Source organism: Nitrospira sp. T9, assembly GCF_052156535.1.
GTDB lineage: Bacteria > Nitrospirota > Nitrospiria > Nitrospirales > UBA8639 > Nitrospira_E.
In genome coordinates this window covers 269,327-295,081 of sequence record NZ_JBQKUP010000032.1, presented here as the reverse complement: position 1 = coordinate 295,081, position 25,755 = coordinate 269,327, and the positions used below count along the sequence as shown (strand labels likewise).

General features: G+C 50.3%; 19 protein-coding genes and 1 riboswitch. Of the genes, 7 read left to right on the top strand and 12 right to left on the bottom strand.

Annotation, left to right across the window (positions count from 1 at the left end; translation table 11 throughout):
* Positions 1 to 78: 78 nt before the first annotated feature.
* From cpaB to ACTRXD_RS08130, 6 genes are all read right to left on the bottom strand, one after another.
* A complete protein-coding gene (gene cpaB / locus ACTRXD_RS08155; RefSeq protein ID WP_442431331.1) occupies positions 79 to 924 on the bottom strand; it encodes a Flp pilus assembly protein CpaB in 846 nt (281 codons plus the stop codon).
* A gap of 179 nt (positions 925 to 1,103) precedes the next feature.
* Complete coding sequence (locus tag ACTRXD_RS08150) at positions 1,104 to 1,631, bottom strand: A24 family peptidase (protein ID WP_442431330.1); 528 nt, start codon at positions 1,629 to 1,631, stop codon at positions 1,104 to 1,106.
* A gap of 1,556 nt (positions 1,632 to 3,187) precedes the next feature.
* Complete coding sequence (locus ACTRXD_RS08145) at positions 3,188 to 4,303, bottom strand: TadG family pilus assembly protein (protein ID WP_442431329.1); 1,116 nt, start codon at positions 4,301 to 4,303, stop codon at positions 3,188 to 3,190.
* Positions 4,304 to 4,354: 51 nt separating this feature from the next.
* Complete coding sequence (locus tag ACTRXD_RS08140; RefSeq protein WP_442431328.1) at positions 4,355 to 4,780, bottom strand: TadE/TadG family type IV pilus assembly protein; 426 nt, start codon at positions 4,778 to 4,780, stop codon at positions 4,355 to 4,357.
* 247 nt (positions 4,781 to 5,027) lie between these two features.
* A complete protein-coding gene (locus ACTRXD_RS08135; RefSeq protein WP_442431327.1) occupies positions 5,028 to 5,231 on the bottom strand; it encodes a Flp family type IVb pilin in 204 nt (67 codons plus the stop codon).
* A gap of 156 nt (positions 5,232 to 5,387) precedes the next feature.
* Positions 5,388 to 5,558 (bottom strand): Flp family type IVb pilin, encoded by a 171-nt coding sequence (locus ACTRXD_RS08130; RefSeq protein WP_442431326.1) that lies wholly within the window; start codon positions 5,556 to 5,558, stop codon positions 5,388 to 5,390.
* Positions 5,559 to 5,653: 95 nt separating this feature from the next.
* Positions 5,654 to 5,734, bottom strand: a riboswitch (cyclic di-GMP riboswitch).
* 823 nt (positions 5,735 to 6,557) lie between these two features.
* On the opposite strand from ACTRXD_RS08130, the gene ACTRXD_RS08125 reads away from it, so the two are divergent.
* The 3 genes from ACTRXD_RS08125 to ACTRXD_RS08115 all read left to right on the top strand — a co-directional run bounded on the left by ACTRXD_RS08125 (position 6,558) and on the right by ACTRXD_RS08115 (position 10,198).
* On the top strand, positions 6,558 to 7,565 hold the full coding sequence (locus tag ACTRXD_RS08125; RefSeq protein ID WP_442431325.1) for a phosphatase PAP2 family protein: 1,008 nt from the start codon (positions 6,558 to 6,560) through the stop codon (positions 7,563 to 7,565).
* A gap of 658 nt (positions 7,566 to 8,223) precedes the next feature.
* Positions 8,224 to 9,141: a hypothetical protein gene (locus tag ACTRXD_RS08120; RefSeq protein ID WP_442431324.1), complete on the top strand. Its 918-nt coding sequence runs from the start codon at positions 8,224 to 8,226 to the stop codon at positions 9,139 to 9,141.
* A 25-nt stretch (positions 9,142 to 9,166) separates the two neighbouring features.
* Entirely contained in the window at positions 9,167 to 10,198 is a 1,032-nt protein-coding gene (locus tag ACTRXD_RS08115; RefSeq protein WP_442431323.1) for a DUF362 domain-containing protein, read from the top strand.
* Positions 10,199 to 10,640: 442 nt separating this feature from the next.
* Here the strand turns inward: ACTRXD_RS08115 and ybgF are convergent, their stop codons facing one another.
* From ybgF to ACTRXD_RS08090, 5 genes are all read right to left on the bottom strand, one after another.
* Complete coding sequence (gene ybgF / locus ACTRXD_RS08110; RefSeq protein WP_442431322.1) at positions 10,641 to 12,071, bottom strand: tol-pal system protein YbgF; 1,431 nt, start codon at positions 12,069 to 12,071, stop codon at positions 10,641 to 10,643.
* 55 nt (positions 12,072 to 12,126) lie between these two features.
* Positions 12,127 to 12,873 (bottom strand): OmpA family protein, encoded by a 747-nt coding sequence (locus ACTRXD_RS08105; protein WP_442431321.1) that lies wholly within the window; start codon positions 12,871 to 12,873, stop codon positions 12,127 to 12,129.
* A gap of 624 nt (positions 12,874 to 13,497) precedes the next feature.
* Positions 13,498 to 15,444 (bottom strand): diguanylate cyclase domain-containing protein, encoded by a 1,947-nt coding sequence (locus ACTRXD_RS08100; RefSeq protein ID WP_442431320.1) that lies wholly within the window; start codon positions 15,442 to 15,444, stop codon positions 13,498 to 13,500.
* A 216-nt stretch (positions 15,445 to 15,660) separates the two neighbouring features.
* On the bottom strand, positions 15,661 to 16,395 hold the full coding sequence (locus tag ACTRXD_RS08095; RefSeq protein ID WP_442431319.1) for a nucleotidyltransferase family protein: 735 nt from the start codon (positions 16,393 to 16,395) through the stop codon (positions 15,661 to 15,663).
* Positions 16,396 to 16,405: 10 nt separating this feature from the next.
* The gene (locus ACTRXD_RS08090; protein WP_442431318.1) at positions 16,406 to 17,515 is read right to left on the bottom strand and encodes an aminoglycoside phosphotransferase family protein; all 1,110 of its coding nucleotides are present in this window, start codon (positions 17,513 to 17,515) and stop codon (positions 16,406 to 16,408) included.
* Between the two features lie 340 nt (positions 17,516 to 17,855).
* Here ACTRXD_RS08090 and ACTRXD_RS08085 point away from each other — a divergent pair, with 340 nt between their 5' ends.
* The 4 genes from ACTRXD_RS08085 (at position 17,856) to zwf (ending at position 22,690) form a co-directional block, all read left to right on the top strand.
* Complete coding sequence (locus ACTRXD_RS08085; RefSeq protein WP_442431317.1) at positions 17,856 to 18,053, top strand: hypothetical protein; 198 nt, start codon at positions 17,856 to 17,858, stop codon at positions 18,051 to 18,053.
* A gap of 257 nt (positions 18,054 to 18,310) precedes the next feature.
* Positions 18,311 to 20,182, top strand: coding sequence for a glycoside hydrolase family 15 protein (locus ACTRXD_RS08080; RefSeq protein ID WP_442431316.1), 1,872 nt, complete (start codon positions 18,311 to 18,313; stop codon positions 20,180 to 20,182).
* 42 nt (positions 20,183 to 20,224) lie between these two features.
* On the top strand, positions 20,225 to 21,118 hold the full coding sequence (gnd, locus tag ACTRXD_RS08075) for a phosphogluconate dehydrogenase (NAD(+)-dependent, decarboxylating) (RefSeq protein WP_442431315.1): 894 nt from the start codon (positions 20,225 to 20,227) through the stop codon (positions 21,116 to 21,118).
* Positions 21,119 to 21,139: 21 nt separating this feature from the next.
* Positions 21,140 to 22,690 carry a glucose-6-phosphate dehydrogenase gene (zwf, locus tag ACTRXD_RS08070; protein WP_442431314.1) on the top strand — a complete coding sequence of 517 codons (1,551 nt, stop codon included), beginning with the start codon at positions 21,140 to 21,142 and terminating at the stop codon, positions 22,688 to 22,690.
* 191 nt (positions 22,691 to 22,881) lie between these two features.
* Here zwf and ACTRXD_RS08065 read toward each other — a convergent pair whose 3' ends face one another.
* Entirely contained in the window at positions 22,882 to 25,743 is a 2,862-nt protein-coding gene (locus ACTRXD_RS08065; RefSeq protein WP_442431313.1) for a bifunctional transaldolase/phosoglucose isomerase, read from the bottom strand.
* Between the last annotated feature and the right edge of the window lie 12 nt (positions 25,744 to 25,755).

Sequence of the window (25,755 nt, the reverse complement as noted above, 5' to 3'; positions counted from 1 at the left end):
GCTCCTGAATGGAAAACCATGAGTCTGATTCATAACGTTACCTTTCATGCCGATCATCGCGTCACCATCGACGCCTCCTTAAAATTTCATCGTTTTTCGATCCGTCCCTTTGATCACCTCAACCTGATTTTGACGCTTGCGAACCGTTTTGGGCCTCGGAGGAATGAGTTGGTGTGAACTCATCAAATCCTTAAAGTCCGCCCCCTTCGTTTTCTTCACCTCGGGATTGAGGGGACTCCGCAGGGCCAAACGTAACTTTCCACCATTTTCGGCCATGGCCAACTTCTCAGCTTCTTCCAACGACACTTCCAACGTTATGACTTTCACGGGAGTGGGCTTTTCCTCTCCGTTGGCTCTCTCCATTTGCGTATCGATCGCCAACACCAGGGTATTCTCAAGAACCACTTTCGTGACTTCCTCTCGGCTACCACCACCCTCTTTCTTCTTCCCCCTCGGATCATCAAACGTCGCCATGACATCGACCCGATCGCCTGGCTGCACAAAACCCGGAAGCCCGACGACTTCGTTGACTTTTACGGCCATCGCGCGTTTATTGGGATCCATCACGGCCGACACGCCCCCCGTTTTAAGATCGATTGGAGCCAATTTCGATTCTAATATGGGCTCATTCTTTTTCAGGTTCGTCAGTACAACTCGACCATTTAAGGAAGCCGTGTCCTTAAAGTGACCCACGGGGACGCCCTCTTCAGGGTACATCATCACTCGAACGGCTTTTGCACCGAGTGGCGTCCCCCAGGGGATATCGGCACTGGCCACTGCGACACTCACACCCTCCATCACCACTTCAGGGGCATCGACTTCGATCATTCGTTGCCCTTGTAGCCACCGATACACCATGACCGTCGTCACCAGGGCAATAATCATCGCAATTCCTAAAAATACGAGTGGCCGTTTTTGTCCCATGAGACTTCCTCCCCCTTCTTCACCGAATCCAGACCGAAATTTTTATTCATGCCTATCAAACCTGAGGTTTCAACTTGTCTACCTCTGCATATCGGATGACAAATGCCATTCTTAATAGACAACGAGAAGAATCTTCTCCGATTGCTCATTTCCCACTCGTAGACCTCAGCGAACACGAGTTACAACACATCATAATAAAACAACGTTTTGGCGATTACGGTTCCCAACCCTAACACCAGGGCATACCGCAACTTAGGTTCGGTGGGAATTGGGGCATCAGAAATCGGAATGGTCCTGGTCACCTTCAGCGTTGACAGAAGGAGAAACATCCGATCCCAGGCATGACGCATGCCACCCTGGTTGGACAATAGGGCTAGGCTATACAGTCCACCCAACATGGCTGCAAATGCAAACGCAAAGACCACCTGGCCCGGACCCAGGATTGTTCCAATGGCTCCAAGCAATTTCACGTCTCCGGCACCCATCCCCCCTTTGAGATAAAAAAATATCAAGCAGACCAACCCCATGATCAGACCTCCAAGACCGAACAGGAATCCTTCCCAACCATACGCCAGGCTATTCACTCCAATTCCAAAGACTGCCAAGGACCCCGTCAGCCAATTGGGAATCCGCCCCTCCCGAACATCAGTGATCGCTGCGACCACTAACCCCAAGGCTAATCCACATAACAAAAATGAAGAACTCATAATTTCAGGTTATTCCCTCAATTAAATTCATAATCGACCTTTCAAACAGGTGCCCCGACCACGACACCTCCCATTGCGTACGCAAACCATCATCGGTTATGAAGCTTAAGCACCGGGAACAGTTCATGTTTCGGTGGGTTACCTGACTTTCTTAAGGCATGCCCTCAACAAGTATGTATGATTGAAGACCGGGTGCAAGAGTATGTGTATATTTTAGATTTCCCCGGTCGGACGTAGACCGACACGAGATGCGTGGGCAAGGCCATCACTGCACGATCCTCCTGAACCAGCGAAAGGAATCTCTGTCCCGAGGAAGCCAATAGCGTTCGCGGAATTCCTTCGTTTTCCTCAGAGACCCATGGTTTCTCGAAAGCATGGGTGCATGTACCTTCTTTTATTTATGCGACCGTCTCAGCAAGGTAAAGAGTGACGTGTTCTTGTTGGGGGGAGAAAAGCTTTAGGCGCCAACTACAACAGAAAGATCGGAAGAAAAGTTATGGGCTGTGTCACGAAAAACCTCTCCCATCATCATGCTCGACTTTGATCCTGGATACGCCATCCTTTTGTCTCTCCATCATTTCCATACGCCCACTTTTCCTATCCCCTCTCCCTCATCCCCGCCAGTCATCAGCGGAAATCCATCAGAAGTTAGTGACAGATGAGTTCCCGAAAGGGAGTGTTGAATAATAAGGATGTTCAAGGGCAAATTTGCCCAGGATTAGATTACTCATCAAAGGCTCCGGGTCGGTTCAAAAAAGTCCGTCCAGCAAGGCCGCTGCCGTTTTTACGCGCGGAGCGTACGCTGAGTACGTGAGCACGGGAAAATGGCGAGAACGCCGCTGGCGGCTTTTTTCAACAGACCCCGAAAACAAATGTCGAGCGTAATAGGACCAGATGAATACCCACTCGTATTTGAGCCCACCTCGAACATATCTTCGGCCATCAAGTGCCCGCGATGAGCGGCAACCTGATTCGAACCGTCAAGCTTGTGCGGGCTCGCATGAAGATTGGGATGAAGAATTTTAGATATAACTTCTACCGGGTCCTGGAACTGGCTTCGCCATAGAAGGCCCAGGGTGCGTAAGACAAGGACAAGGAAGCAGGGTGAATGCCTCGACGACCTCCCCCTCCTCCTCATTCCCATGGCCTTAATCCGTCCCTCCAAGCAAGAGCCAGGAATGCGGGCCAAACCAAGGGTTTTCAAAGGTGCCCTTTATAGTGCTGGTATGGTTTTCCGCATTCGTGGGCATGCTGGAGGGACAGACTCCAGGAAACGGCTAAACAAAATGATGGGAAGAGGCCAAGAGGGAAAGACCGGGACGTGGGGGGAAAATTTTTCTCTGGCTCCGAAACCAAACAACAATGAGTCCTTCGTCAGCTTATTCTTTAAAAGGAATGCGCATGTCGGGGAAATGAGCAGACGTGCAATTAGACGCTTGGAGTTTAAGAGAGGGAGCCCATAAAAAAGTCCCTTTGAGCCCGACTCAAACATGACCGACCCAAAGGGACCAAGGTTCCCGGGAGACGCTCTTATGCTCCCGGCTGTTGACTCGTCATCACGACACTAGCCTTGGATATACCGATAGAGGCTGAAGCGCCCCAGCCCCCCCACCAGCCTGGTTAGGATTTGGCGTTCCATCAAAGAAACCATCACATTTCACTTCCGCTTGAATATCATTTTTCTTGACTTCCGTGACCACTGCTTTCGCATACCCAACGATGGTAATAGACTGATTGGGATTGTCACAAGAGGATGGAGAACTGGCTTGGTACACGGGAAGATTGATATCCCATTCATACCGTCCAGAGTCATTACTCCATTGCTTCTTCGCATTCCAAAGATCAATTAAATCGTTAAATGCCGACGACACTTCTCCACCGGTAAATGTGAATTGAGTCTGCCCTGGGATGATCCCTGGACTCTGATAGCTCCCGTCATTTAACCCAACAATAGTTTGTCTGAGCTTATTGGCATTGGCCGGTGTCTGATCAAAGACGTGCCATCCCGCACAGCCATTGGCCCCGGTTGGAGAAAATTGAATGCCCCCGTCGCAGGTGGCAACCCCGTTAAACCAATTACTGGAAATCGCAAACGGCACATCGGCCACTCCCGGTGGGACAGGTCCCCCTGAAGTCCCCAATGCGGCGATCGAACTTGTCGAAATATCCATGGTACTCACACCCAACATACCGGCAAAAAATGTCGGCATCGCACCATTTGCCGCACCATCACGTCGGACAGTCGCGCGAATGGCATTCGGCCGGTTCACTGTGGGGTTGAACGTCTGCGCATTGAAATCCCATATGCCAAATTCAACATCTCCCTGCGAAAGCGATAAGTTACTGACATCTGAGGCACTGTTGGCAAATGCCGCAGCGGTCGCCTGAGCCGTTACTTGTGATTGTTCATTGCCGGTCAATGCCCGCCCCATGTCCTGTTGCTCAGCGATGGGCAAGGTAAGATAGGTCACACCCAATTGTCTCGCAGCGGCCAGCGCGGCGGCATCCGAGGCATTGTGCAATTCATTTTGTGTAAGTAAGGCATGCCCGACATCAATCGTCACGCCGGCCATGATACCCATTACGACCGCCATAAACGCCCCGTTGATAGCCGCAATGCCCCGTTGGTTCAAGAGCGGTGAGACAATAGACCATCGTTGTTTCTTCCGCATGTTTGTATCTCCATCACATTGAAGTTCTGATTGGGACATTTCTCCCTCGTCTTATTCCATCATCATGGTCACAGAGGCTTGCAGGTTAGGAGTCGAAATCGCAGGAATGAGTTTATCAATGACAAAATAATTCCAGGGGATGGTGGACACCACAGTTAACGGTTGTCCCTGTAGGCTTCCAACCCCATTGGCCACCACCGAGAGCCCGGATGGATCCACCCCTCCCGCGGTAAGAGAAGCCGTGATGGCTGCTTCGATTTCCGCCTGGCCATTGCCGGAAGCAAACAATGTCCCCTGGCGCGCTCCCACACGGGTCGCATTCACCAGGACTTCCTTAAACCACAACATGCGCCCAAAATCGATGGCCCCAAATGCAAGTGACGCAAGAATCGGTAGAATGAGGGCAAACTCTACAGCCGTCGAGCCGCGCTCGGATTGTCTTAAACTTGAAAATCGTTGACTTGGAGGTGTTTTCATAACACTTTTCCTCATCCGGCTAAATGGTTTTGAGGTATCGATCAGACCATGTCCACGCATGTTTAAATGGTGTCAGCCCTCCCCAGACATTTCTGATAGATCTCGTGTTGTGTCCCTCAAATACCATTCCACCTCCCCTTCCCCTTGAACTTCTCGAAAGATGAATGATTTCAGGTAGTGGATATTTCGAATGGTTCTTCGACAGGATGAGCATGAATGAATGAGAGAGCAGTTAGGGGAAACGCCACTAGCTCCCCAGAGCTCCTGCGATGATACCCATGGCCCCCTCGTACATATTCACGACGGCCGTTCCCATGGCGGCTTGAGCTGTCAACACCGTCATGCCGATGAGCGCTGCCATGAGACCATATTCAACCGCCGTGGCACCCTCCTCATCAACAAGAAGGTTTTTTATCCAGTGATGACAGTGATTCAGGAGAATCGTCTGCATGATGTTGTCCTCCCCTATCCCTTATCTGAATTTTCACATCTCTTCATTCATCAATACTGTACCCGCCCTTAAAAGTAGCCTTCGGCCGAAGTGCCGTTCCGGTGACCTGCCACCAGAACGGCACTGCCAGGCAATCCTGCAGAGGCGAGCCCTCTTTTAACTCGGAGCAACGGCCGTTGAAATGTTGGTGAACGTTGTACTGAGGGCAGTTCCGACCGCAGTCACAGCAGTCACAATCACCGCGGCGATCAAAGCCGCCAACAACCCATACTCAATCGCGGTGGCTCCCTCTTCATCATTCACGAAACGCATCACTTGGTTAACCATAGCGCATCTCCTTAACGGGCGAAGGTAAATACGTGCATTACGCCAGACTGCCCGGAATATTCTGACGCAGACGTTGCCCCTTGGCTCTCCGTGCCTTCGGCAACCCGGCTATCAGGGACCAACCCTGACCCGTGGTTTTGCGCCCACGCCTTACGACGTGTTCGCCGTTCTCGGGAAGGGGCACCCGACCGAATCCATGCTTCATAGTTATGCATAAATGTTCGTGGACCCAAGAAAGTTTTCCACCTCGCATTCTGTGGCTCCTCGTTTTCATGTTTCATTATCGACTTACCCAGAAAAAACTTGCCGATGTTTTTTGTTGAATATGTTTCATATTAGGTAAGGGTAGGATGGATTGCCTCCCTTTGTTGACCAAGGAGATCGAAATTGTTAAGAACAGCTTAAATTTTTGGATGGAATGCACATGAGAAAACGTATGGGGTGAGGAGTGAGACAAAAGGAAACAGGAGAAACGCGCCGTGAAACCTCAGACGGAATGTGAAGAGGGGCCGCTGACTTTTTCTTTGGTTAAGGGGATGAATGAGGATTTGGTACAAAGGAAACTTTGCCACATTATCAAGATAATGAGGGAATATACCGAAAAAGCCTTTGCCTGAAGGCTTAAAAGCCATTTGCATAAATGCCAAGTCCAATACACCATAGCCATTCCCGATGCCATTTCTGACTCCATCTCCAACTGGGTCCACCCAACTGGACCATGAGGTAGATTAGTTGAAAATTTTTACGGGTAACCGCTAGCCCTCCATACCTACTTTCTTAAGTTAAGCTCAAAAATCGGACCAACACATACACGGATGAAGACAATTCATATGAGATTCAGTGCAAACAAGTGGCAGGACTTCTGTTCATGATGAGGATTTCGAGGTCGATCAGGACAAGTTCGTTGAACCGTGCACAACAGTATAGACACTATTTTACGGCACGATCAGTACCTGCTCACAACTACATTGGCACAATTCGAATGCGAGGATATGCATAATGAGAGTGGGAAATTTTACCCTGTCTAAGCCTTTCCTATGGCCCGTCGAACGTTTTTTACGCAATACCATTTTCGTGCTGGCGGTCTTCGATCTGGCCATGATCCTTGTTCGCAATATTGGCTTCGATTGGTTTTCCTATACCCTTTTTTTTGCCTTGGGAATTTTCATGATTACCGTGGGGCTGTTCTACCGTTCAAGCGGACGTAGTGAGCGTATTTCTATGACATTGATGGCCACTGGGTTGCTTCTTCTGTTTACAATTGTGCTATCGATTTTCGGCTATTTGCTGCTCCCGCTTTGGCGAGAACCCATTGATCCGTTTCTGGTCCGGATCGATGCTTGGTTCGGGTATTCATGGCCAGACATTGTCCAATTTGCCGGTCGCCATCCATTTTTTAATGAATTGACGCGTTATGCCTATTTATCTTCTATACCGCAAATGGCATTTCTTTTTCTTATTTTAGGATTTGGAGGGAAACAAAAAGAACTCCATGTCTTCATTCTTTCAATAACCGCTTCAGGTCTGGCGACGCTTGGATTTTGGGCGCTGTTTCCAGCATTTGGCACAAGCGTGCTCTATGACATTTCCGGCACAATTGAGCAGGCGGCAAGACCGCTTGTTGGCTCGGCCTATGGTGCCGAATTATTGCGCCTAGGGGCTGAAGGGCCTAAATTCATTTCTCCAAGGGATATGGAAGGCCTGGTGGCCTTTCCCTCGTATCATACGATCATGGCCGTGTTGGCTATGTATTCAGCACGCACCACTCGCTGGTGGTTCCCCATACTGGTCGTCATCAATCTGTTCGTGTTCCCAGGAGTGCTTATCCATGGAGGGCATCACCTGATCGACGTATTCGGTGGTTTATTGACTGCCGGCTGCATCATTTACGTGGCAAGGCAGGTTGTGACTGGAAAGGAGATCCAGGCTGACGGAGTATTTGTCGACCCAGAACAAGAGATAACGTTCGTTAAAAGTTCCACAGACATGCCGGGATTACACCCGTAAGCCTAAATCCGATGACCCCGGCGGTATGGAGTTGACTCGTTTCGATAAGCATCGGGTGTGAAATGTTTTTTGATTGGCTACCGGTTCAGTACGCCATTGTTCAAAGCCCTGTGACCCGTCACCTTCTGAAAGCGGATGAATCTTGGTTTTCTCCTTTCATGCCACTTCTCCCACCGCACCGATTCTCACACCTACCTTCCGTCTTTCCGCCGCACTTGCACCGGAATCCACCCTGGAAGACAGATTGTCGGTTACCACCTTGCTAATCTGACCTATCCTTCAAAAACGTGAGACTCCGCGCCGTTGTGTGATTGCGTAGGGCGGATTAGGCTGTCTGCGGTTGTAACCCTACAGACGCATGGCGTGGGGACACGGCAGGCATGAGCCATATTTGTCGGTTTACTCTTTGCTCACCGGGCCTTCCGACGAGGTACCATTACCCCCACCCTTCCCCGGCCTCCTCGATATTTTTTTATCGGGAATCCATCGTTGAAGTTCTTCGGGTGGATTCATGCTCACTACCAGCGGGAATGACGGAAGGGACGTGAGGGTATGACCAAAGCGTGATCTGAAAATTTTCAAGGTTTCCTCGATTTAAACCGAACAACATGGAATATCGACCCTTAATCGCATTGCATGAGACCTGAATTTTTTTCTTATGATTCAAAAACCATTTCGTCATGCTCTTGAGCTTCTCCAATCCTGGCAACAACCAAACGGAGGGTTCCCCTATCATTCCGGGGAAGAGGCACGGCCGGACGCAACAGCCTGGGCCATTATCTCAATGTCCGCATATGAGTTCGATCCTGAAAGCTGTAACCGAGGAAGGGCATATTTAGCTTCACAACAGCCGGACGACGGACGCGTGAGCATTGCTCTCTCTCACCCAGAGGCATCTTGGCCAACACCACTCGCCATTTTCGCCTGGGAAAGCTTTCCCCAGTATCAAGAAGCGCAATCCCGGGCGGTCGACTATCTCATAGGGTTTACCGGCCGACATTTCCCTACCCCGGATCTTTCAATTATTGGGCACGACACCGCCATCCTGGGCTGGCCATGGATTGCCGACACCCATAGCTGGGTTGTACCGACTTCCCTCGCTCTGCTGGCCTTACAGGTGGTGGGATTGAGCACTCATCCTCGCGCCATTGCCGGGCAACAGATGCTCATCAACCGCCAACTAACAAACGGTGGATGGAATTTCGGCAGTACCACCGTGTTCAGGAGAGAGTTACATCCGCTCCCGGAGTGCTCCGCCATCGCTCTGCAAGCTCTGGCTGGCACCACCCCCATCCACGAGGTAAAACGAAGCCTTGACTATCTCTTACATGAACTCCCTCACCTCCGGACTCCCATTTCACTTGGGTGGGCCCTCCTGGGCTTGGGAGCCTGGGGGCTGAAACCCGCAAACACGGAGGGGCTGGCCAGGGCGAGTTTGCAACTGCAAGAACGGTATGGGCCCTATCCTCTTCCCTCTCTAGCCTTGCTCCTGTGCGCCGTGAAAGCCTCTCATGGTCTGCACTCGTTATTCAGATCTTTGCCCCAAGAAACGCCCGCTTCTTCTACTCGCAACTGACACTGAATAGGCAAGGAATATTTCGATGACCACCCCACCCACATACACAGAACAGCCAACGCTTTCCAGGAGGCAATTGCTGCAGGCCTGTTTGGTCGGAGGGGGATTAGCTGTTTCAGGGTTTTCTCTGCTTCATTGGTTAACGGGCCCCCGCTTGACCGCACAGACCTTCATCGGTCAAGCCAAAATGTACGAGGCTGATTTGGCAAACCTCATTCGCCAAGGGTTCCAAGAATTGGGGATCACCCCATTAGAGATCAAAGGAAAACGCATTTTGTTGAAACCGAATTTGGTTGAGCCACATCAATCGTTATCGCATATCAATACCCACCCTTTGGTCGTACGAGGAGCCGTCGAGGCGTTCCTTTCCCTGGGTGCGATGTCTGTCGTCGTGGCTGAAGGACCAGGCCATCGCCATGATACTCTTTTAGTCTTAGAGGAATCCGGCTTGGCAGATGTGCTGTACGAAGATCGCATCCCCTTTCAAGATCTGAATATAATGGAAGGGGTAGTTATGCCTAACCTGGGTGGTCAGACAAGGATGGCCTCATTGACCTTTCCTCGAATAGTCAAGGAGGTCGATTGGGTTGTCTCGCTGGCCAAGATGAAAACGCACCATTGGGCTGGTGCGACCCTGTCCATGAAAAATTTTTTTGGCGTGATGCCTGGAAATTATTATGGATGGCCGAAGAATGTGTTACACCAGGCTGGAATCCCGCAGTCCATTTTGGATATCAATGCGACGCTCAAGCCTCATTTCGCCATTGTCGACGGCATAATCGGAATGGAAGGGGATGGTCCGATAATGGGGACACCTGTCCAATCCGGAGTCCTGGTCATGGGAAGGAATCTTCCGGCCGTCGATGCTACCTGCTGCCGTATTATGGGAATTAATCCGGATAAAATCGAATACCTTCGAAAAGCCGACCAGTGGTTAGGTCCTATTCACGAATCGCTGATTGAACAACGGGGAGAATCTTGGCGAACAGTACACCGCCCTTTCGCCCTGGTCCCGGAGATCCCCGCCCACCAAGGCCTTCGTTCATCTCAGCTTTGAAAATCCAAGGATCTGTTGGCGCCTTCCTTCCGGCCTCCCATACCTCTCCCGTTACCCGACAAATTAGTGCTTTCATTCCGGCGCCTGGCCCTGAATATTCCGACCTCTCTTTCCCTCGTCCCCTCAGATCGGCATCAGAGGTCCATCCGAAAGAATATCCCCTCACTCTTTCCGTCATCTTACGATGGTCGACCGATAAACAATGTCGGGCTTGATGATCCGAGGGAACGAGCGTTGACCTTCCGCCTCACGTTTCTCACCTGCTGCCTCATGTCTTCTTCAAATGGATTCCAACCAACGGCTGGCCGGTATAGGTCAGGAACGATGCAGAGAGACTTCCTCCCCCGGAAAAGAACACCGAGGTTCGTTAGAACAGGTGACAAACCCAGATGAGACTCCAGGAGCCAACGAGAATAAAAACGACACTGGAAAAATTGGAAGTTTAGGAAGGATTATCGAGGAAGGCATTCACTTCTTGAAGACGACCATACGCCTTCCCGGCTTCTGGGCTTTGGGGATGGGTTCGTACAAGTTGTTGAAAGACTGACCGCGCCATGGGTAATTCGCGTAATTCCATATGCGAATAGGCGATTTTCAGTAGAGATGCCGGCACTTTATTGCTGGAAGGGTAAAAGGCAAATACTCGCTCAAATTCATCAATGGCTTCCTGAAACCGTCTTTCGCCGTAATAACATTCACCCAACCAATATTGGGCATTCGAGGCCAAAGGAGAGTCTGCAAACGTCCGCAAAAATGTCGAAAACCCCGTGGAAGCTTCGGCAAAGTTCCCCTGACGAAGTAGCGACATCGCCCGGTCGTATAGCACCTGAGCGTTTCGCGTATCGACATAACCGGAAGAACCCGCCTCTGATGTTCCTACCGGAGCCGGCAACGTTTTTGATAGTTGGGATGTGGGAGCATACGCGGCAACCGCCCCGGTCAAAACTGACCGAGAATTTTCCTTTGAGGATTGTGAGCCAGCCATCGCATCCGACCGAGGCGATAGTGGAGTGCGTTGAGAAAGGAAATCTCGGGTTACCCCTGCCCGCGCCGACGGTTCGAGGCTTTCGTGCATGTGAGCATTCGAGGAAAGGGGACTACCGGATTGTCCAGCCATGCGGGAAAGTTTTTGCTCGTGTTCATCCAATCGCCCCCCGAATGTGACACTGAATTTTTCTAACGTCCCTACCACCGACTGTATACTTCGCCGAACCTCTTCAAAATTCGCCTGAACTTGCTGCGCCTGGGCATCACGCTGTTGAGATTTGAGATCAAGTTGTTTGCGTAAATCCGCGAACTGCTGTTCCTGTTGGGTAACTTGTTGGCGAAGAGAAGATAGCACCTGTTGGTAATCCACTAACGAAGTCCGGAATTCGCCTAACTTACCTCCTTGCTCTGTCAGGAGTTGCTCTTCCCCTGCTAAACGATCTCGAAGTTGATGGACCAAAGGCTCGGATTGTTGAAGCTGGGTTTTGACTTCCTTCATATCTGCGTCATACCGCGCCATTTTTTTTGTTAATTCATTGACCTGGTTCTGATTGCTTTCAAGCCCTCCACGAACCTGGGAGAGGTCCGTCTCCTTTAAGGTAGCAACTTGGTCCATCACTTCGGCACGAGCATGCAGTAACTCCTGAATCTCAACCCGCTGTTTGGCAATAAGGGAATTCGCTTTCTCCAAGGCGTTATTGGCTTCACTCACGGCTTCCTGGAGTGATGTTTTGCTCTTATCCAACTGGGCAATCTTGGCGTCCAATTCCCGCTTGATTCGTACCACATCCGCCTGCTGAGCCACACACCCTGCCAAGATCATACTCAGCCCCACAATGACAATTCGAACACTCAAACGATACGAAAATGAATGAGGGCTTTGCATAATCTTCATTAATCCTCTCAGAAAGCCTAAACGGGCTATGCCCGCCAACAAACCTCTACCAATCCCGGCGGTCAGCCACATAGGGCATTGGAGTCGAAGCCACATTGATATCTAGAACAAGATGAGCGCGCCGATTCTTCTGGAAACACGGTTCGGTTGAATCCCAACAGGCCGGATTCTCCTTGCCGAATGACATCACATGAAGTCGCTCTGCGGGGACTCCCAAACTGGTGAGGTAGGTTTTGGCGCGAATGGCCCGCTTTTCACCTAAAACATGATTATAGGAAGCCGTTCCGCGATCATCGCAATGTCCTTCAATGGTAATCTCCGCATACGGATGAGCTTTTAGCCACTCCGCGTTGGCCACTAACGTCGCCTTAGCTTGTTCATTGAGTTGAAAGCTATCAAATTCAAAATGCACATCTCGCAACCCACTTTGTGCGGTCAATTGTTCAGCACGGGTTCGATTCCCCCAATAATCATTGGGAGAGTCAGAAGGCGTGATACCTGACTCGAAAGTGTAGTCCTCCCGAATCAAGGGATCTTCCGCAAGTAGGTCGGACAAAGCTCCTGTCCCTTCAGGAAAATACCCTTCCCCGATGGATGTCTCTTTGTTTAATGCTTGTTCCGGGGCTCCCGTTGAAAAATCTCCCTGTGAGGCCACCAAAGTTGGCGCACCGGTTTTTTTGCCATATTTATGAATTCCATGTGTGGACCGATGTGCACACCCGGTGGCCAGCAACATCATCAGGATCACTATTCCCCAAACATAGATTCTGCGGGTCGATGAATGAACAGTCATATTACGAACTCCTTGTTCAACAGCTACTCCGAACAAACCATGAAATACCTCTTAAAGATCGTCCACAACAATAAAAATTGCAAAAACAAGGCCAGGGAACATCCCAAATACAAGAAGAACTCCTCGTCGGAAGTCACGGTGACGGAAAACTCAACATTTCCGAACTGCCCGAAGAAAAGTGGCCACACCCATTACCTCAAATTTCATAGATCTACTGCAGAGTTAGAGATTTCGGGGCATGATCCGGCTAAGAACCATTTCTAAATTCCTCCTCACAATGCGGCACAGGACTCAGGGGAGTGTCAAATGAGGATTAAAAAAAACCAATACACCTAGGAGAGGTGGTGCAGAATTGAAGCAGCATTTACTCAACAATCGTGGCATTTCCTCAACGCTTTTGAGGGGCATCTAGCGATGAGAGGTGCCTGGAGGGGTGGGGAACATACGTAGGATCAAATCTTTTTTGAAGGAGATGTGACAGGCACTATCGCATTGAAACAGGGATGAACGAGATCCATTTTTGGGGGAACGACCTTATGAGATACAAGAAAAATACTTTCTAGAATATCGCTGGATTTTAGCTTTTTGGACGAATACAGGAGAAGTGAAACAGCATAACAACGCTTATTCATCATTCCATTCAGGGGTGGCAAAATACCAGCACTGTCCGCCACGTTCTTTAGCCCGATACATCGCCTGATCGGCAATTTCCACCAACCGATGGGGATCCGTGGAATCCTTGGGATAGACGGAAATCCCAATACTAATCTGTATAGGGATTTTTTCTTTTCCCAATCGAATGGGCGGAATAAGACATTCTAAAATTTTCAGGGCCACCTGACGAATATCCTGAATATGTTCAAGCCCTTGAAGAATTACGGTAAATTCATCCCCGCACAAACGCGCGACGGTATCGGTTGATCGCACACAAGTTGCCAACCGCTCCGCCACGATACGCAATACACGGTCTCCGGTTTGATGTCCATGATAATCATTTATAGTTTTAAAATTATCGAGATCCAAAAAGAATAATGCCAGTAAGGTCCCATTTCGCCTGGCTTGCGCCAACGACTGTTCCAGGCGGTCTTTAAACATAATTCGATTGGGGAGATCGGTTAAGGGATCGTAATAGGCATGATGCTTCATCAGGAGTTCTTGTGTCTTTCGAGCGGTCACATCATGCAAGATCACGACAAAATGCATCGGGTCCCCCTGCACATTGAGCAAAGGAGTAACCACCTGCTCGAAAACCAGAGATTGGCCATTGCTTCCCGTTTGCATCACCTCGGTCTTCAGGCAACTGAACTCTTGGGCAGATGGATCTGACAGGGACATTCTGTCTCGGAGTTCCTCATGAGGGAACGAATTCAATGGAGAACCCAACAACGATTGAATCGAGGAACCACGCAAGGCCGTATAGGCATCATTCACCCATTCCAAGCGACCTTGCGCGTCTGTCACACAGACGGGATCAAAGACGGAGCCCATAGCCACACTTTGCAATCGCCAAAGATCCAGCTGTCTTCCACGTGCCATTAACCGTTCGATCTCACAACCTAATACTTGCAACCATCCAAGCACCGTCGGATCAACCGGCTGTGGACCTTCAGAACACACCACCAGCAAACCGAAACAATCCTCATCCAAAGCCAAAGGAACACCCCAGGTTTGATGACACCGGAAACCGGGCGGAAACCAGGCCATGGAGCGTGTGGACGGACAACAGGGAGAAAGCAGTGATATTTCAGAACCCTCGCAGGCCTGAATTAACTCACCTTGCTGCGAAACCTGGCTCCACCACAGAGCGCCTTGCGCTTCCCAATCCAACTCCCCAGTCATCGCATGTGCGCGTAACTGGGGCATACCTCCCTTTCCCATAGTGGTCAGCCACACAAAGGCAAAACCAAACACACGCACAAGGCCAGCACAAATCTGCGCCAGACACACATCCACACTCTGACCGGAAAATAGTTGGGATTCGAGACTCTGCACCAATTGGATAAAAGGCTGAACGGAAGAGCATTCCGCCTCAGGAGTCAATCCCCAATGCCACGCAACTACCTTCTGCGACTGATCTAACATGGGCACTACCACACATAGGATTTTTTGCGATGGTCTCCCTGTTGGGAGAAATGTCAGCACTCTATTCAGGATCTTCGGAGGAGCATCAACCGCACAAAGATGGGTTCGAAGAATCATCCATTCCTCATGAGCAACATAATCGGCAATGGACACTTGCCCAATTTCAGCCAGGTCCATCCCCAGGATATGACTCCCCACTTCATTGGCCATGAGGATCACACCATCACACGAAGTCACGAAATGAATCTGAGATGATTCTGGAAGAGAAATTGGAGCCGTCAGCGAAACCGTCTGATCGCGAACCGGAAGGAAATTGGCAATAGGAGGTGGGTCGGAATTTGTCGAAAGAATTTGGGTGAGTCGGCCCCTCAATCGGTGAAGTGCCTGGGTGAGTTCCTGCTCTTGCGTATCGGAAAGATCACTCGATTCAGCCTGAAAATCTCTCAAGGACTGTTCGAGTAAGTGATGGAGTCGTTCAAAAGTGGCCACAATTACCTTCACCCTGGCACAAGGAATAGGAAAAACCACAGAGAGTATTTAGATAATAAACCCGATATCGATATCTTTTGGCAAGGTTTTCTGGACGTCAACCCTTCAAAAGCAGGGCGATTATTGGCGCCAATTCCTCACCAACGCATTCAGAGCACCAGCCAGACAACTCAATCCATGGAGGGAAATGTTGCGCAGTCTAACAGGCGACCCTTCTTAGGTCTTAGGGAAAATCACTCCGGCCTCGGCATCAGCTTGCGCCTGAGTATACCGTGCCACCGTTCCAACATCGGACCAATAGGCGGTATGAAGAAATCCAAATATTTTTGAACCCCGCGCAAGCTCTTTCGTATAGGAGTCGATGATGGAAAACGGTCTATCCACAGGGGCATCGTGGAGGATAGAAGGATGGAGAATATGAACTCCTGCAAACATCCGTTGAACCAGGGCGTTAGGCAATTCAGCTTGACTCATTCCCCGACCATTTATTCTGAAAATACGATTTTGTGCGTCCGAATCTACGGCTCCCCATTGGGCTGCTTGCGGATCGTCGCGAAGCACTAACGTGGCCACACCACCATGAGTCCGATGAAACGTTACCAATGTCTTCACATCCAACTCGATCAACGTATCCCCATTAATAACCAAAAACGGGTGTTCCTCAAAAAACCACTCAGCCGCTTTTAATCCTCCACCCGTTCCTAACAGAGTTGATTCATGGGAATACCTCACCTGCATATCCCAACGGGATCCGTCCCCGATCGCTTCTTCGATCATATTTCCTAAATAATGCAGATTGATGATGACGTCACGTATTCCATATGTTCGCAACCACAACAAATTCCAAATAATGAGCGGCGTCCCCGCAACCGGCAATAACGGTTTGGGAATCGTGTTGGTCAACGGACGAAGGCGAGTGCCCAGACCCGCGGCCAAAATCATGGCCTTCATATGCAAGAAGCTAACGCCATTCAGGGATATACGGGGACAGATGGGTGAGCAGTCGATGGAGTTGAGGATATTTTTCCAAATTGGCACGAACATTCTTTAATGTCTGGGGAATCGAAGCCAAAAAACTTGAATTACCTTTTACTCGATCAATATACACAAACCGACCGGCAGCCTTCAGATTTCGCTGAATACTCGTGAAGTCAAATAGCCGACGAAACGCTTCAGGATCATGTAAGAGCATAGCCGATTGTTGCGAAAATGAGAGATTCTGGCGCATGGCTTCTACGTAACGAGCAATAAGACGATCGATGACCCCTTCATCGAGAGCGATGTAGGAATCCCTCAGCAGGGAGGCCAAATCATAGGTCACAGGGCCCATCAAGGCATCTTGAAAATCAATGACTCCCAGCCGTTCCCCATCCACCATCAAGTTACGGGAATGATAATCACGATGGGTAAACACCTGCGGTTGCGAAGCTAACCATTCGGCTATCTTCTGAAATTCCTCTCGAATCAGCACTTGGTCGTCCACAGACATGGGGCGCGCTCTCACCACAATGCCATATTCTAGGAAATGCTCAAACTCCCAGAGATACAGGGGAACATCAAAAGACCGTGTCAACGCCACACAGGGGACACTGGAAGGATGTGAGGCCTGGAGATGAAGCTGAACGAGCTGATCAACAGCCTTACAGTATAGATCCTCCCCGATAGCCGGGGTAGATTCCTGCCATGCTTGGGCCAGCGTCACGTCTCCAAAATCTTCGAGGTAGAGCAAGCCGCAGGATTCATCGTAAAAATATAACACGGGAACCTGAACGCCATTCTTCTGCAGATGTTTCAGAATATTCGTGAACGGCAATTCAGTGACGTCCCCCCCTGCTCCACTTATGGCCTCCTCAGAAGCTTTAAACCCTTCCGGATCGGCCAACCTCATCAGAACCACAGAGGAAACGGGAGCCATGGACAGGTGCAAACGGTAATAACGACGATTCGAAGCATCCCCCGCTAACGGCACGCATTGCTCTAGTTCGGCAGTGAACGGAAGATGTTTACGGAGAGTAGAGGACACACCCGAAAGATCGAGGCCCGTCAAAGACAGGGAAGTTTGAGGCGTCATTGCTTTCGATTATACGGGCATACCAACTTCTTGTCATCAAGAGGAAATAGGACACTCATTTTGACAACTGTAATTCCCTGCCTCGGTTACAATGGCTTAGCTGCGCGGAACGGAAGAAAAACCCGCACATCACCAAATGACGACCTGCCTTCCCGCTTACGGGTCGAAGCCGATTCAACACAAAAAGGCAATGTTTCTCCGAGGACGATGGAAACTGTGAAGGCGACATCTTTCAACCTATACCTCCATTTAAGATTGAGAGCATTTTGACGATAAGTAGTATTAAGAGAGGGAAAATCCTCATATATCACCATAATCACCCACAATGTAAAGGTGCTCTATGGAAATCACCAATCCCCCCCAGCCAACTCTCTACTCCCCTCAATCTACCTCTTCGGTCCAGGATGGAGATGTGGGCCAGAAAGGAAGTTTTTACAGCCGCAACAGAAAAAAACAACACAAGGATATTGAGCAACACTCGGAAGACCCACCACCCCGCAAAGATCCCTCAACACGCCTCATTGATATCCGCGTGTAGGAATAGTTAATTCCTGAATTTTCATGTCTTTTACGCGCCGAAGTAATGACGTCCCTTCACATTTTTATCACAGGATTCAATTTCCTGTTGTTGCGCTGCTGATGAACGATCATATTGGGGATCCGTTCTATCAAAATCAAAATATTGAGCCTTATCGATAAATTTATCGCTATATATAGTGTTTATTGCTTTAATTTTTGGGTATATTGGCCTTTGTATTTCTTGATTTAGTTATTTTCAACTAATGAGAACCAAACATGAGTTATAAAAACATCGGTGATTACGGCATTATTGGAGATCTCCACACCATTGCCCTTGTTGGGATCGATGGATCGATTGATTGGTGTTGCCTGCCTCGATTTGACTCCCCAAGCCTGTTTGGAGCCATTCTTGATCATAAAATCGGAGGGTATTTCAAGATTGCCCCCGTCACAAATGGCAATACCCGACAAATGTACCTACCGGAAACCAATATTCTGCTGACCCGGTTTCTGCAACATGATGGCGTCGGCGAACTCACTGATTTCATGCCCATCGAATCGGATGAAGCCGGATACCGGCCTCGCCGGCACCAAATAATCCGAATGCTCTCAGTGGTCCGTGGAACCGTCACCTTTCGACTTGAATGCGCGCCCGCATTTAATTTTGGCCGGAATCCTCATGACACCAAGACCAGACCAAAAGGCATCATCTTTCAATCCGGAGATCAATCCGTGGGTTTGGTCAGTCCCATTCCCCTTCATACGCGCGAAAATTCCGCGTATCAAGAATTCACACTCCATCAGGGCGAAAGCCTGACGTTTTTTTTGGAATACTTGGAAGTCAAAAACGGCGACCAGCTGTTATCCACCCCTGAATCCGGCGACGAAGCCTTTCGAAATACCTCCGCCTTCTGGCAGCGCTGGCTGGCGCAATGCCAATACGATGGGCGATGGCGGGAAGTGGTTCACCGTTCCGCCTTAGCCCTCAAACTGCTGACCTATGCCCCTACCGGAGCCATTGTGGCGGCTCCCACAACCAGTCTTCCGGAAAATATCGGGGGTCCCCGAAATTGGGACTATCGTTATACCTGGATTCGGGATGCAGCCTTTTCTATATACGGGCTATTACGCCTGGGATTTACGGTGGAAGCCAGTCGATTCATGGATTGGCTCAATGCCCGTTGCTGCGAATTAAATCCGGACGGATCCATTCAATTGATGTACGGCATCGACGGTCGTCGTAATCTGACCGAAGAAGAATTGCCCCATCTGGATGGCCACCGCAGTTCCCGCCCCGTGCGCATCGGCAATGGAGCCGCGTCTCAACTGCAAATGGATATGTACGGCGCACTGATGGACGCGGTATATCTCTATAATAAACACGGTGCGTCCATTTCCTATGATCTCTGGGTAAACCTTTGCCGCCTCTTGGATTTTGTCTGCGACAATTGGGAGCAGCCGGATGAAGGCATCTGGGAAGTCAGAGGAGGACGCCGTCATTTTGTCTATTCCAAAGTCATGTGTTGGGTGGCCTTAGATCGCGGCATTCGTCTGGCCGACAAACGAGGCTTTCCAGGCAACCGGGCCCGATGGATGGAGGAACGCGACCGGATCTACCGGGAAATTATGGCACGGGGTTGGAATGCCGACATTGGAGCCTTTGTTCAATCCTACGATAGTGAAGCGTTGGATGCCGCCAACCTGATTATGCCTCTCGTCTTCTTTGTGTCTCCAACTGATCCTCGGATGCTCTCAACCATTGACCGCACACTCGAGCAACTGTCGTTAGGGAGCCTCGTGTATCGTTATGAAAACGGGAAGGCCGCATCAGATGGGCTGGACAGCGAAGAAGGCACCTTTAGCATGTGCACCTTTTGGTTAGTCGAAGCCCTGACAAAAGCGGGGCGATTGACGGAAGCACGACTGATCTTTGAAAAAATGTTAAGTTATGGTAATCATCTTCGTTTATATGCCGAGGAAGTCTCGCACTCGGGTGAACAGTTGGGAAATTTCCCCCAGGCCTTTACACATTTTGGTCTCATAACGGCGGCCTGCAATCTTGATCTGGCTCTCAATACGAAACGTGCCGCCCACACTGTCGTGAGGCGTAATCGACCGTCAGTATCACCCTCACGCCAGGATCAATGACGACTGAAAAGACCACCACTCGACATCACAGGAGGATCGCATATGGATATCGGTTTCATTGGACTTGGCAAAATGGGAATGAACATGGTCACCCGGTTGAGCCAAGGAGGACATCGGGTCGTGGCCTACGACCGGTCGGCCGACCTGATCAGTGAGGCCGAAACAAAGGGGGCGAATCGCTCTTCATCCTTGGAAGACCTGATCACCAAATTACCGAAACCGCGAGTCGTCTGGGTCATGGTCCCCTCGGGTCAACCCACCGAAGAGACCGTACAACATCTCGGAAAAATCCTGGAGCCCAACGATATCATCATCGATGGAGGTAACACGAAATTTCATGATGACGTTCGCCGGGCTGCCGACCTTCACACCCGTGGCATCCAGTATATTGATGCTGGAACCAGCGGGGGAATTTGGGGGTTGCAAATCGGCTATTGCCTGATGGTCGGTGGAAAACAGGAACCCGTCAAGCGATTGGCCCCGATCTTCACAACCTTGGCTCCGGAAAATGGATGGGCCCATGTTGGGGGACATGGCGCTGGACATTATGTGAAGATGGTTCACAATGGCATTGAATACAGTATGATGCAGGGATACGCGGAAGGGTTCGAACTGATGTCCAAAAGTGACTATAACTTGAATCTTGCCACGATCGCCGATCTCTGGATGCATGGCAGTGTGGTCAGGTCCTGGCTGCTTGAACTAGCGGCCGGAACGCTCAAAAAGGATCCTAAGCTGGAACAATTACAAGGCTATGTGCAGGATTCAGGCGAGGGACGGTGGATGATAATGGATGCCATTGAAAAGGACGTACCGGTTCCTACTCTGACGACCGCTTTATTCACCCGATTCCGCTCGCGGCAGGATACCTCCTTCGCGGAAAAAATGTTAGCAGCATTGCGGAAGGCTTTTGGCGGACATCGCGTCCGACCATAACCAAATTCTTACGAGGTCGACATGTCACCGATTGAACCTTCTCCTGGGACCGAGGCCCCCGTCACGACCAACCGAACAGTAACGACTCAATCGTGCACGATTGTTATTTTCGGTGGATCGGGCGATCTGACCCAGCGCAAACTTCTGCCGGCCCTCTACAACCTCCTCCTGGACGGCTTGCTACCGGATAATTTTGCGGTACTGGGCTTAGGCCGGAAACCTCTTTCGGATGAGGTTTTTCGGGGAATAGCCCGTGAGGGCATTGAAAAATTTTCCCGACAAGCACTTGAACCCGACAAGTGGGAAACTTTTCAAAGTCGATTGTTTTATTGTGCAGGAGATATATCCGCCTCCGACTATTACGGGCAAATCCGTGACCGGTTGAAGGACATTGAATCCCCATTCAAACTACCAGGCAATCGCATTTTTTATTTAGCCATCCCGCCAACCTCCTTTGCACCCGCATGCGAGGGGCTCCAGAAGGCTGGGTTAGTGGCGGCCCCCGATCAAGCGGACACGTACTCCCGGGTCATTGTGGAAAAACCGATTGGACATGATTTGTCTTCTGCTCGAGCGATTAATACGGCCATTGGGAATGTCTTCGATGAATCGCAGATCTATCGCATCGATCATTATCTGGGGAAAGAGACCGTGCAGAATATTATGGTCATGCGGTTTGCCAACTCCATCTTTGAACCGCTATGGAATCATAAATACATCGACCACGTACAATTGACCGTCAGCGAAGCCGTCACCCTCGGTACCCGAGCCACCTATTACGAAACAGCAGGAGCCCTTCGAGACATGGTGCAAAATCACATTTTGCAACTGCTCTGCCTGATTGCGATGGAACCCCCCTACTCGCTGGATCCGGATGTGGTACGGAATGCTCGAATGGATGTGTTACGGGGACTGCGCCCAATTCGCGGACAAGACGTCGAAAAGATGACCGTTCGCGCCCAGTATGCCCATGGCAACATCAAGGGCCAGGAAGTCCCTGGCTATCGACGAGAGGAAGGAGTCCAACCTGACTCCACCACGGAGACATATGTGGCCTTAAAAGTTTTCGTGGAAAACTGGCGCTGGGCCGGAGTGCCATTCTATATTCGCACGGGGAAAGCCATGCCGACGCGCGCCAGCGAAATCGCCGTCCAATTCAAGGACATTCCCCAGATTTTATTTAATGCCAATCCGCAAATTCCCCAGGCTCCGAATCTGCTCACGCTTCGTATTCAACCCGAAGAAGGCATGGCCCTTCGCATTATTTCTAAAGTACCCGGGACTAAAGCCCAAACGCATCCGGTTGATATGGACTTTCACTACGGTGATGCCTTTAAGGCACCTTCTCCGGAAGCCTATGAACGATTGCTGTTGGATGTCATGGCGGGGGATACGTCCTTGTTCATGAGACGGGATGCCGTTGAGGCTTCGTGGAAATGGGTCACGGATATCCTCGAAGGGTGGAGTGCATATGAAACCAAATGGTTACCCGAATATCCCGCCGGTAGCTGGGGGCCCGTCGAAGCCGATCGACTGATTCATGCAGGCGGGCACCATTGGCGAAAAATCTAGGCCATCCTTTCTGTTAATCTTGCTCGCACAAATGTCGCGACGAGATAAAAGTTATCCCTGCTTCCCTCTCCACCAAACCGGTTCAACGTCTTCTTATGAGCGTAACTTAGACCCCGTCGAACTCTGGGGATCCAGGACGAACTCTGGACCGATTGGCACATGTGCAGCTGACTCCGAAGTCCGACAGGCTCCTAGTGAGCATGCGACCCGATGCTGGCTTCAATCAATTGCTCCAGGCGAGACAACCCCTTTTCAACATCGGCCCCTAGGTGAAGACGAATGACCCGTCGTTGACGGCTACTCAGACTTTGCATATCGCCCAATGCTTGTGCAGCTTTCAACACGCCAAACGAATATGGTTCACCAGGAATGGGGAGATCTTCCCGATCATCGCATGTCACCTGAATAAATACGCCAGAATTGGGTCCCCCCTTATGCAATTGCCCCGTGGAATGGAGAAATCGTGGGCCATATCCTAACGTGGTTGCAACCTGTTTGTTCTCACGAATGTTGGTGCGCATGCGTTGAAAAATAGCATGAACCGGATCGGTACGTTCCACGTAGGCATTGATGGCCAAATAATCACCTGATTGAATACGAGCGAGATGCGCGCCCAGTACGGCTTCCAATGAAGCCTTACCTTTGAGGACAGAGGCGTTCAGTTCATCGGTATACACGGTCACATTGCCATCGGTAAGGAAAGAGGGGGAATCCGGCAAGGTGCCGTTCCTGGTAAAGGCTTCCAAATATTTCTTTGTGTAATCCTTACTTTCCTGAACGTTTGGCTGATCGAACGCATTAATCTCTAACAAAGCTCCGGCTACCGCCGTCGCCATTTCCCATAAGAAAAATTGCTCACCAAGATTAATCAGATCGGCGACGTTGATACGAATCACCGGATGCCCGGCTTGTTCAAGTGCCTTTACTTTAGCTTCCTGTGTGGCATCAATCCTTTGTTCATATCGGATATAGGCAAAGACCCGGTCCTGGTCGTAGACCTCAGGATCTCCTAAGGATTCCCCATCAATGGGAATAATTCCCTTTCCTTCCTTCCCCGTGCTTTCAGCCACCAATTGTTCTAACCACGCACCCAGATCCCATAGTGCCGGAGAGGTCACAAACGTCAGCTTGTCCTTTCCAGCCTTGGCACATATACCTAGGACCGTCCCGAGGATCACACCTGGATTATCCTGAGGGGGCACGCTGGCCCCACAGGAATGACGCATGCGTTCCGCCCGATACAAGAAATGCTCAATATTCAGACCCATTAAAGCGGCAGGGACCATGCCAAAATTAGAAAGGGCCGAATATCGCCCGCCAATTTCTGGAACACCCGGCAGAATATGTCGGAATCGCAACTCTTTGGCCACTTGCTCCAGCACCGAGCCAGGATCGGTAATGGCCACAAAATGATTGCCCGCCTTCTCCCCGACAACCTGTCGCATTCGCTCAAAGAAATATTTTTGAAACACGAGGGGTTCGGTCGTGGATCCCGATTTACTGGCTACCACACACAACGTTTTTGCCAATTCGACCCGATGTTCAAATGCCCGCACCTGCGAGGGCACCGTGCTATCCAAAACATGTAATTCGGGATATCCGGGAATTAAGCCAAAGGTCATCCGGCAGACTTCCGGACACAAGCTGCTTCCCCCCATACCCAGGATCAAAACATGTTGAAACCCCGCTTCCTTAATCTCTTCTGCCAAAGCCAGCAATCGGGGTATCGAGGAAAGTTGTTGTTCTGTGATTCGCAACCACCCCAAGGCATTCCGAATGATCTCCTGATGAACAGGATCGTGATGCCAGACAGTAGGATCTTTGCCCCACAAACGCCGAACCAGATTGGTATGCTGAAATTCGTTGAGCGCCTCGTCAATCTTTGGCTGCAAAAGGCCAACTGAATAGGTAACCCGGTCCACTTTTTCCCCTAAAATGATAGCCCGCTTCCGGCTAATCACACCCATTAATTGATCAAAGGCATCCAAAAATAATTGTGCGCCATCCTTCAGGAGAGTGTCGGTGACCTCCTCCATTGAAATTCCACCTTCCGCCAACTGCTGCATGGTTATTTTCGCTTCAGCGAGGCCCTCCTGAATCGTATTCTTCACAGTTCCGTGAGTCCGGAAAGCCGTAAACGTCGCTTCAGGCATTGTATTCACGGTATCCGGACCGATGAGATTATCAACATAATAGGTATCTGGGTATTTGGGGTTTTTCGTCCCCGTGCTCGCCCAAAGGACCCGCTGGACCCGTGCACCTTCTGCTTTGAGGGGTTGGAATTCTGAGCTCGCGAAGACTTCCTGAAAGATTTGATAAGCCAGCTTGGCATTGGCAATAGCGACCTTTCCCAGAAGACCTTCCAGCATCGCTCGTTGGGCAGGACGGGATTCTTTTGAGATTTTTGCGTCTAATTTTTTATCAATCAGAGTATCAATTCGACTGACGAAAAAACTGGCCACCGAGGCGATACGATGCAAATCCCCTCTATGCGCGGCCAACCGCTTCAACCCACGGATATAACTCCAGGCCACCTGCTCATACATCACCACACTGAATAAAAGAGTCACATTGATGTTGATGCCTTGGGACAGCAACTCCTCAATGGCGGGTAACCCCTGAGGGGTTCCAGGCACTTTAATCATGACATTGTCCCGGGCTACGGTTTGCCATAAACGGACCGCTTCATCGATGGTGCCTTGTGTATCGAACGCCAAATCCGGAGAGACCTCCAAGCTCACATAGCCATCACGACCGTCCGAGGTCTCATAGACTGTCCGCATCAGATCGGCTGCATCCTGGATGTCTCGAATGGCTACTCCCTCATAAATCTGTTTGACGCTCGTCACCTGAGATGCGACCTGTGCAATCGCTTCATCATAGTCCGCACTCCCAGCAATCGCTTTTTCAAAAATCGAGGGATTCGAGGTCATGCCCATGAGGCCATCCTTCTCAATAAGCGCCTGAAGGTCCCCGGAGGTAATCAAACCCCGACGAATATAGTCATACCAGGGACTTTGCCCCATCTCACGAAGTTGGACGAGTGGATTCATGGTGAGATTCTC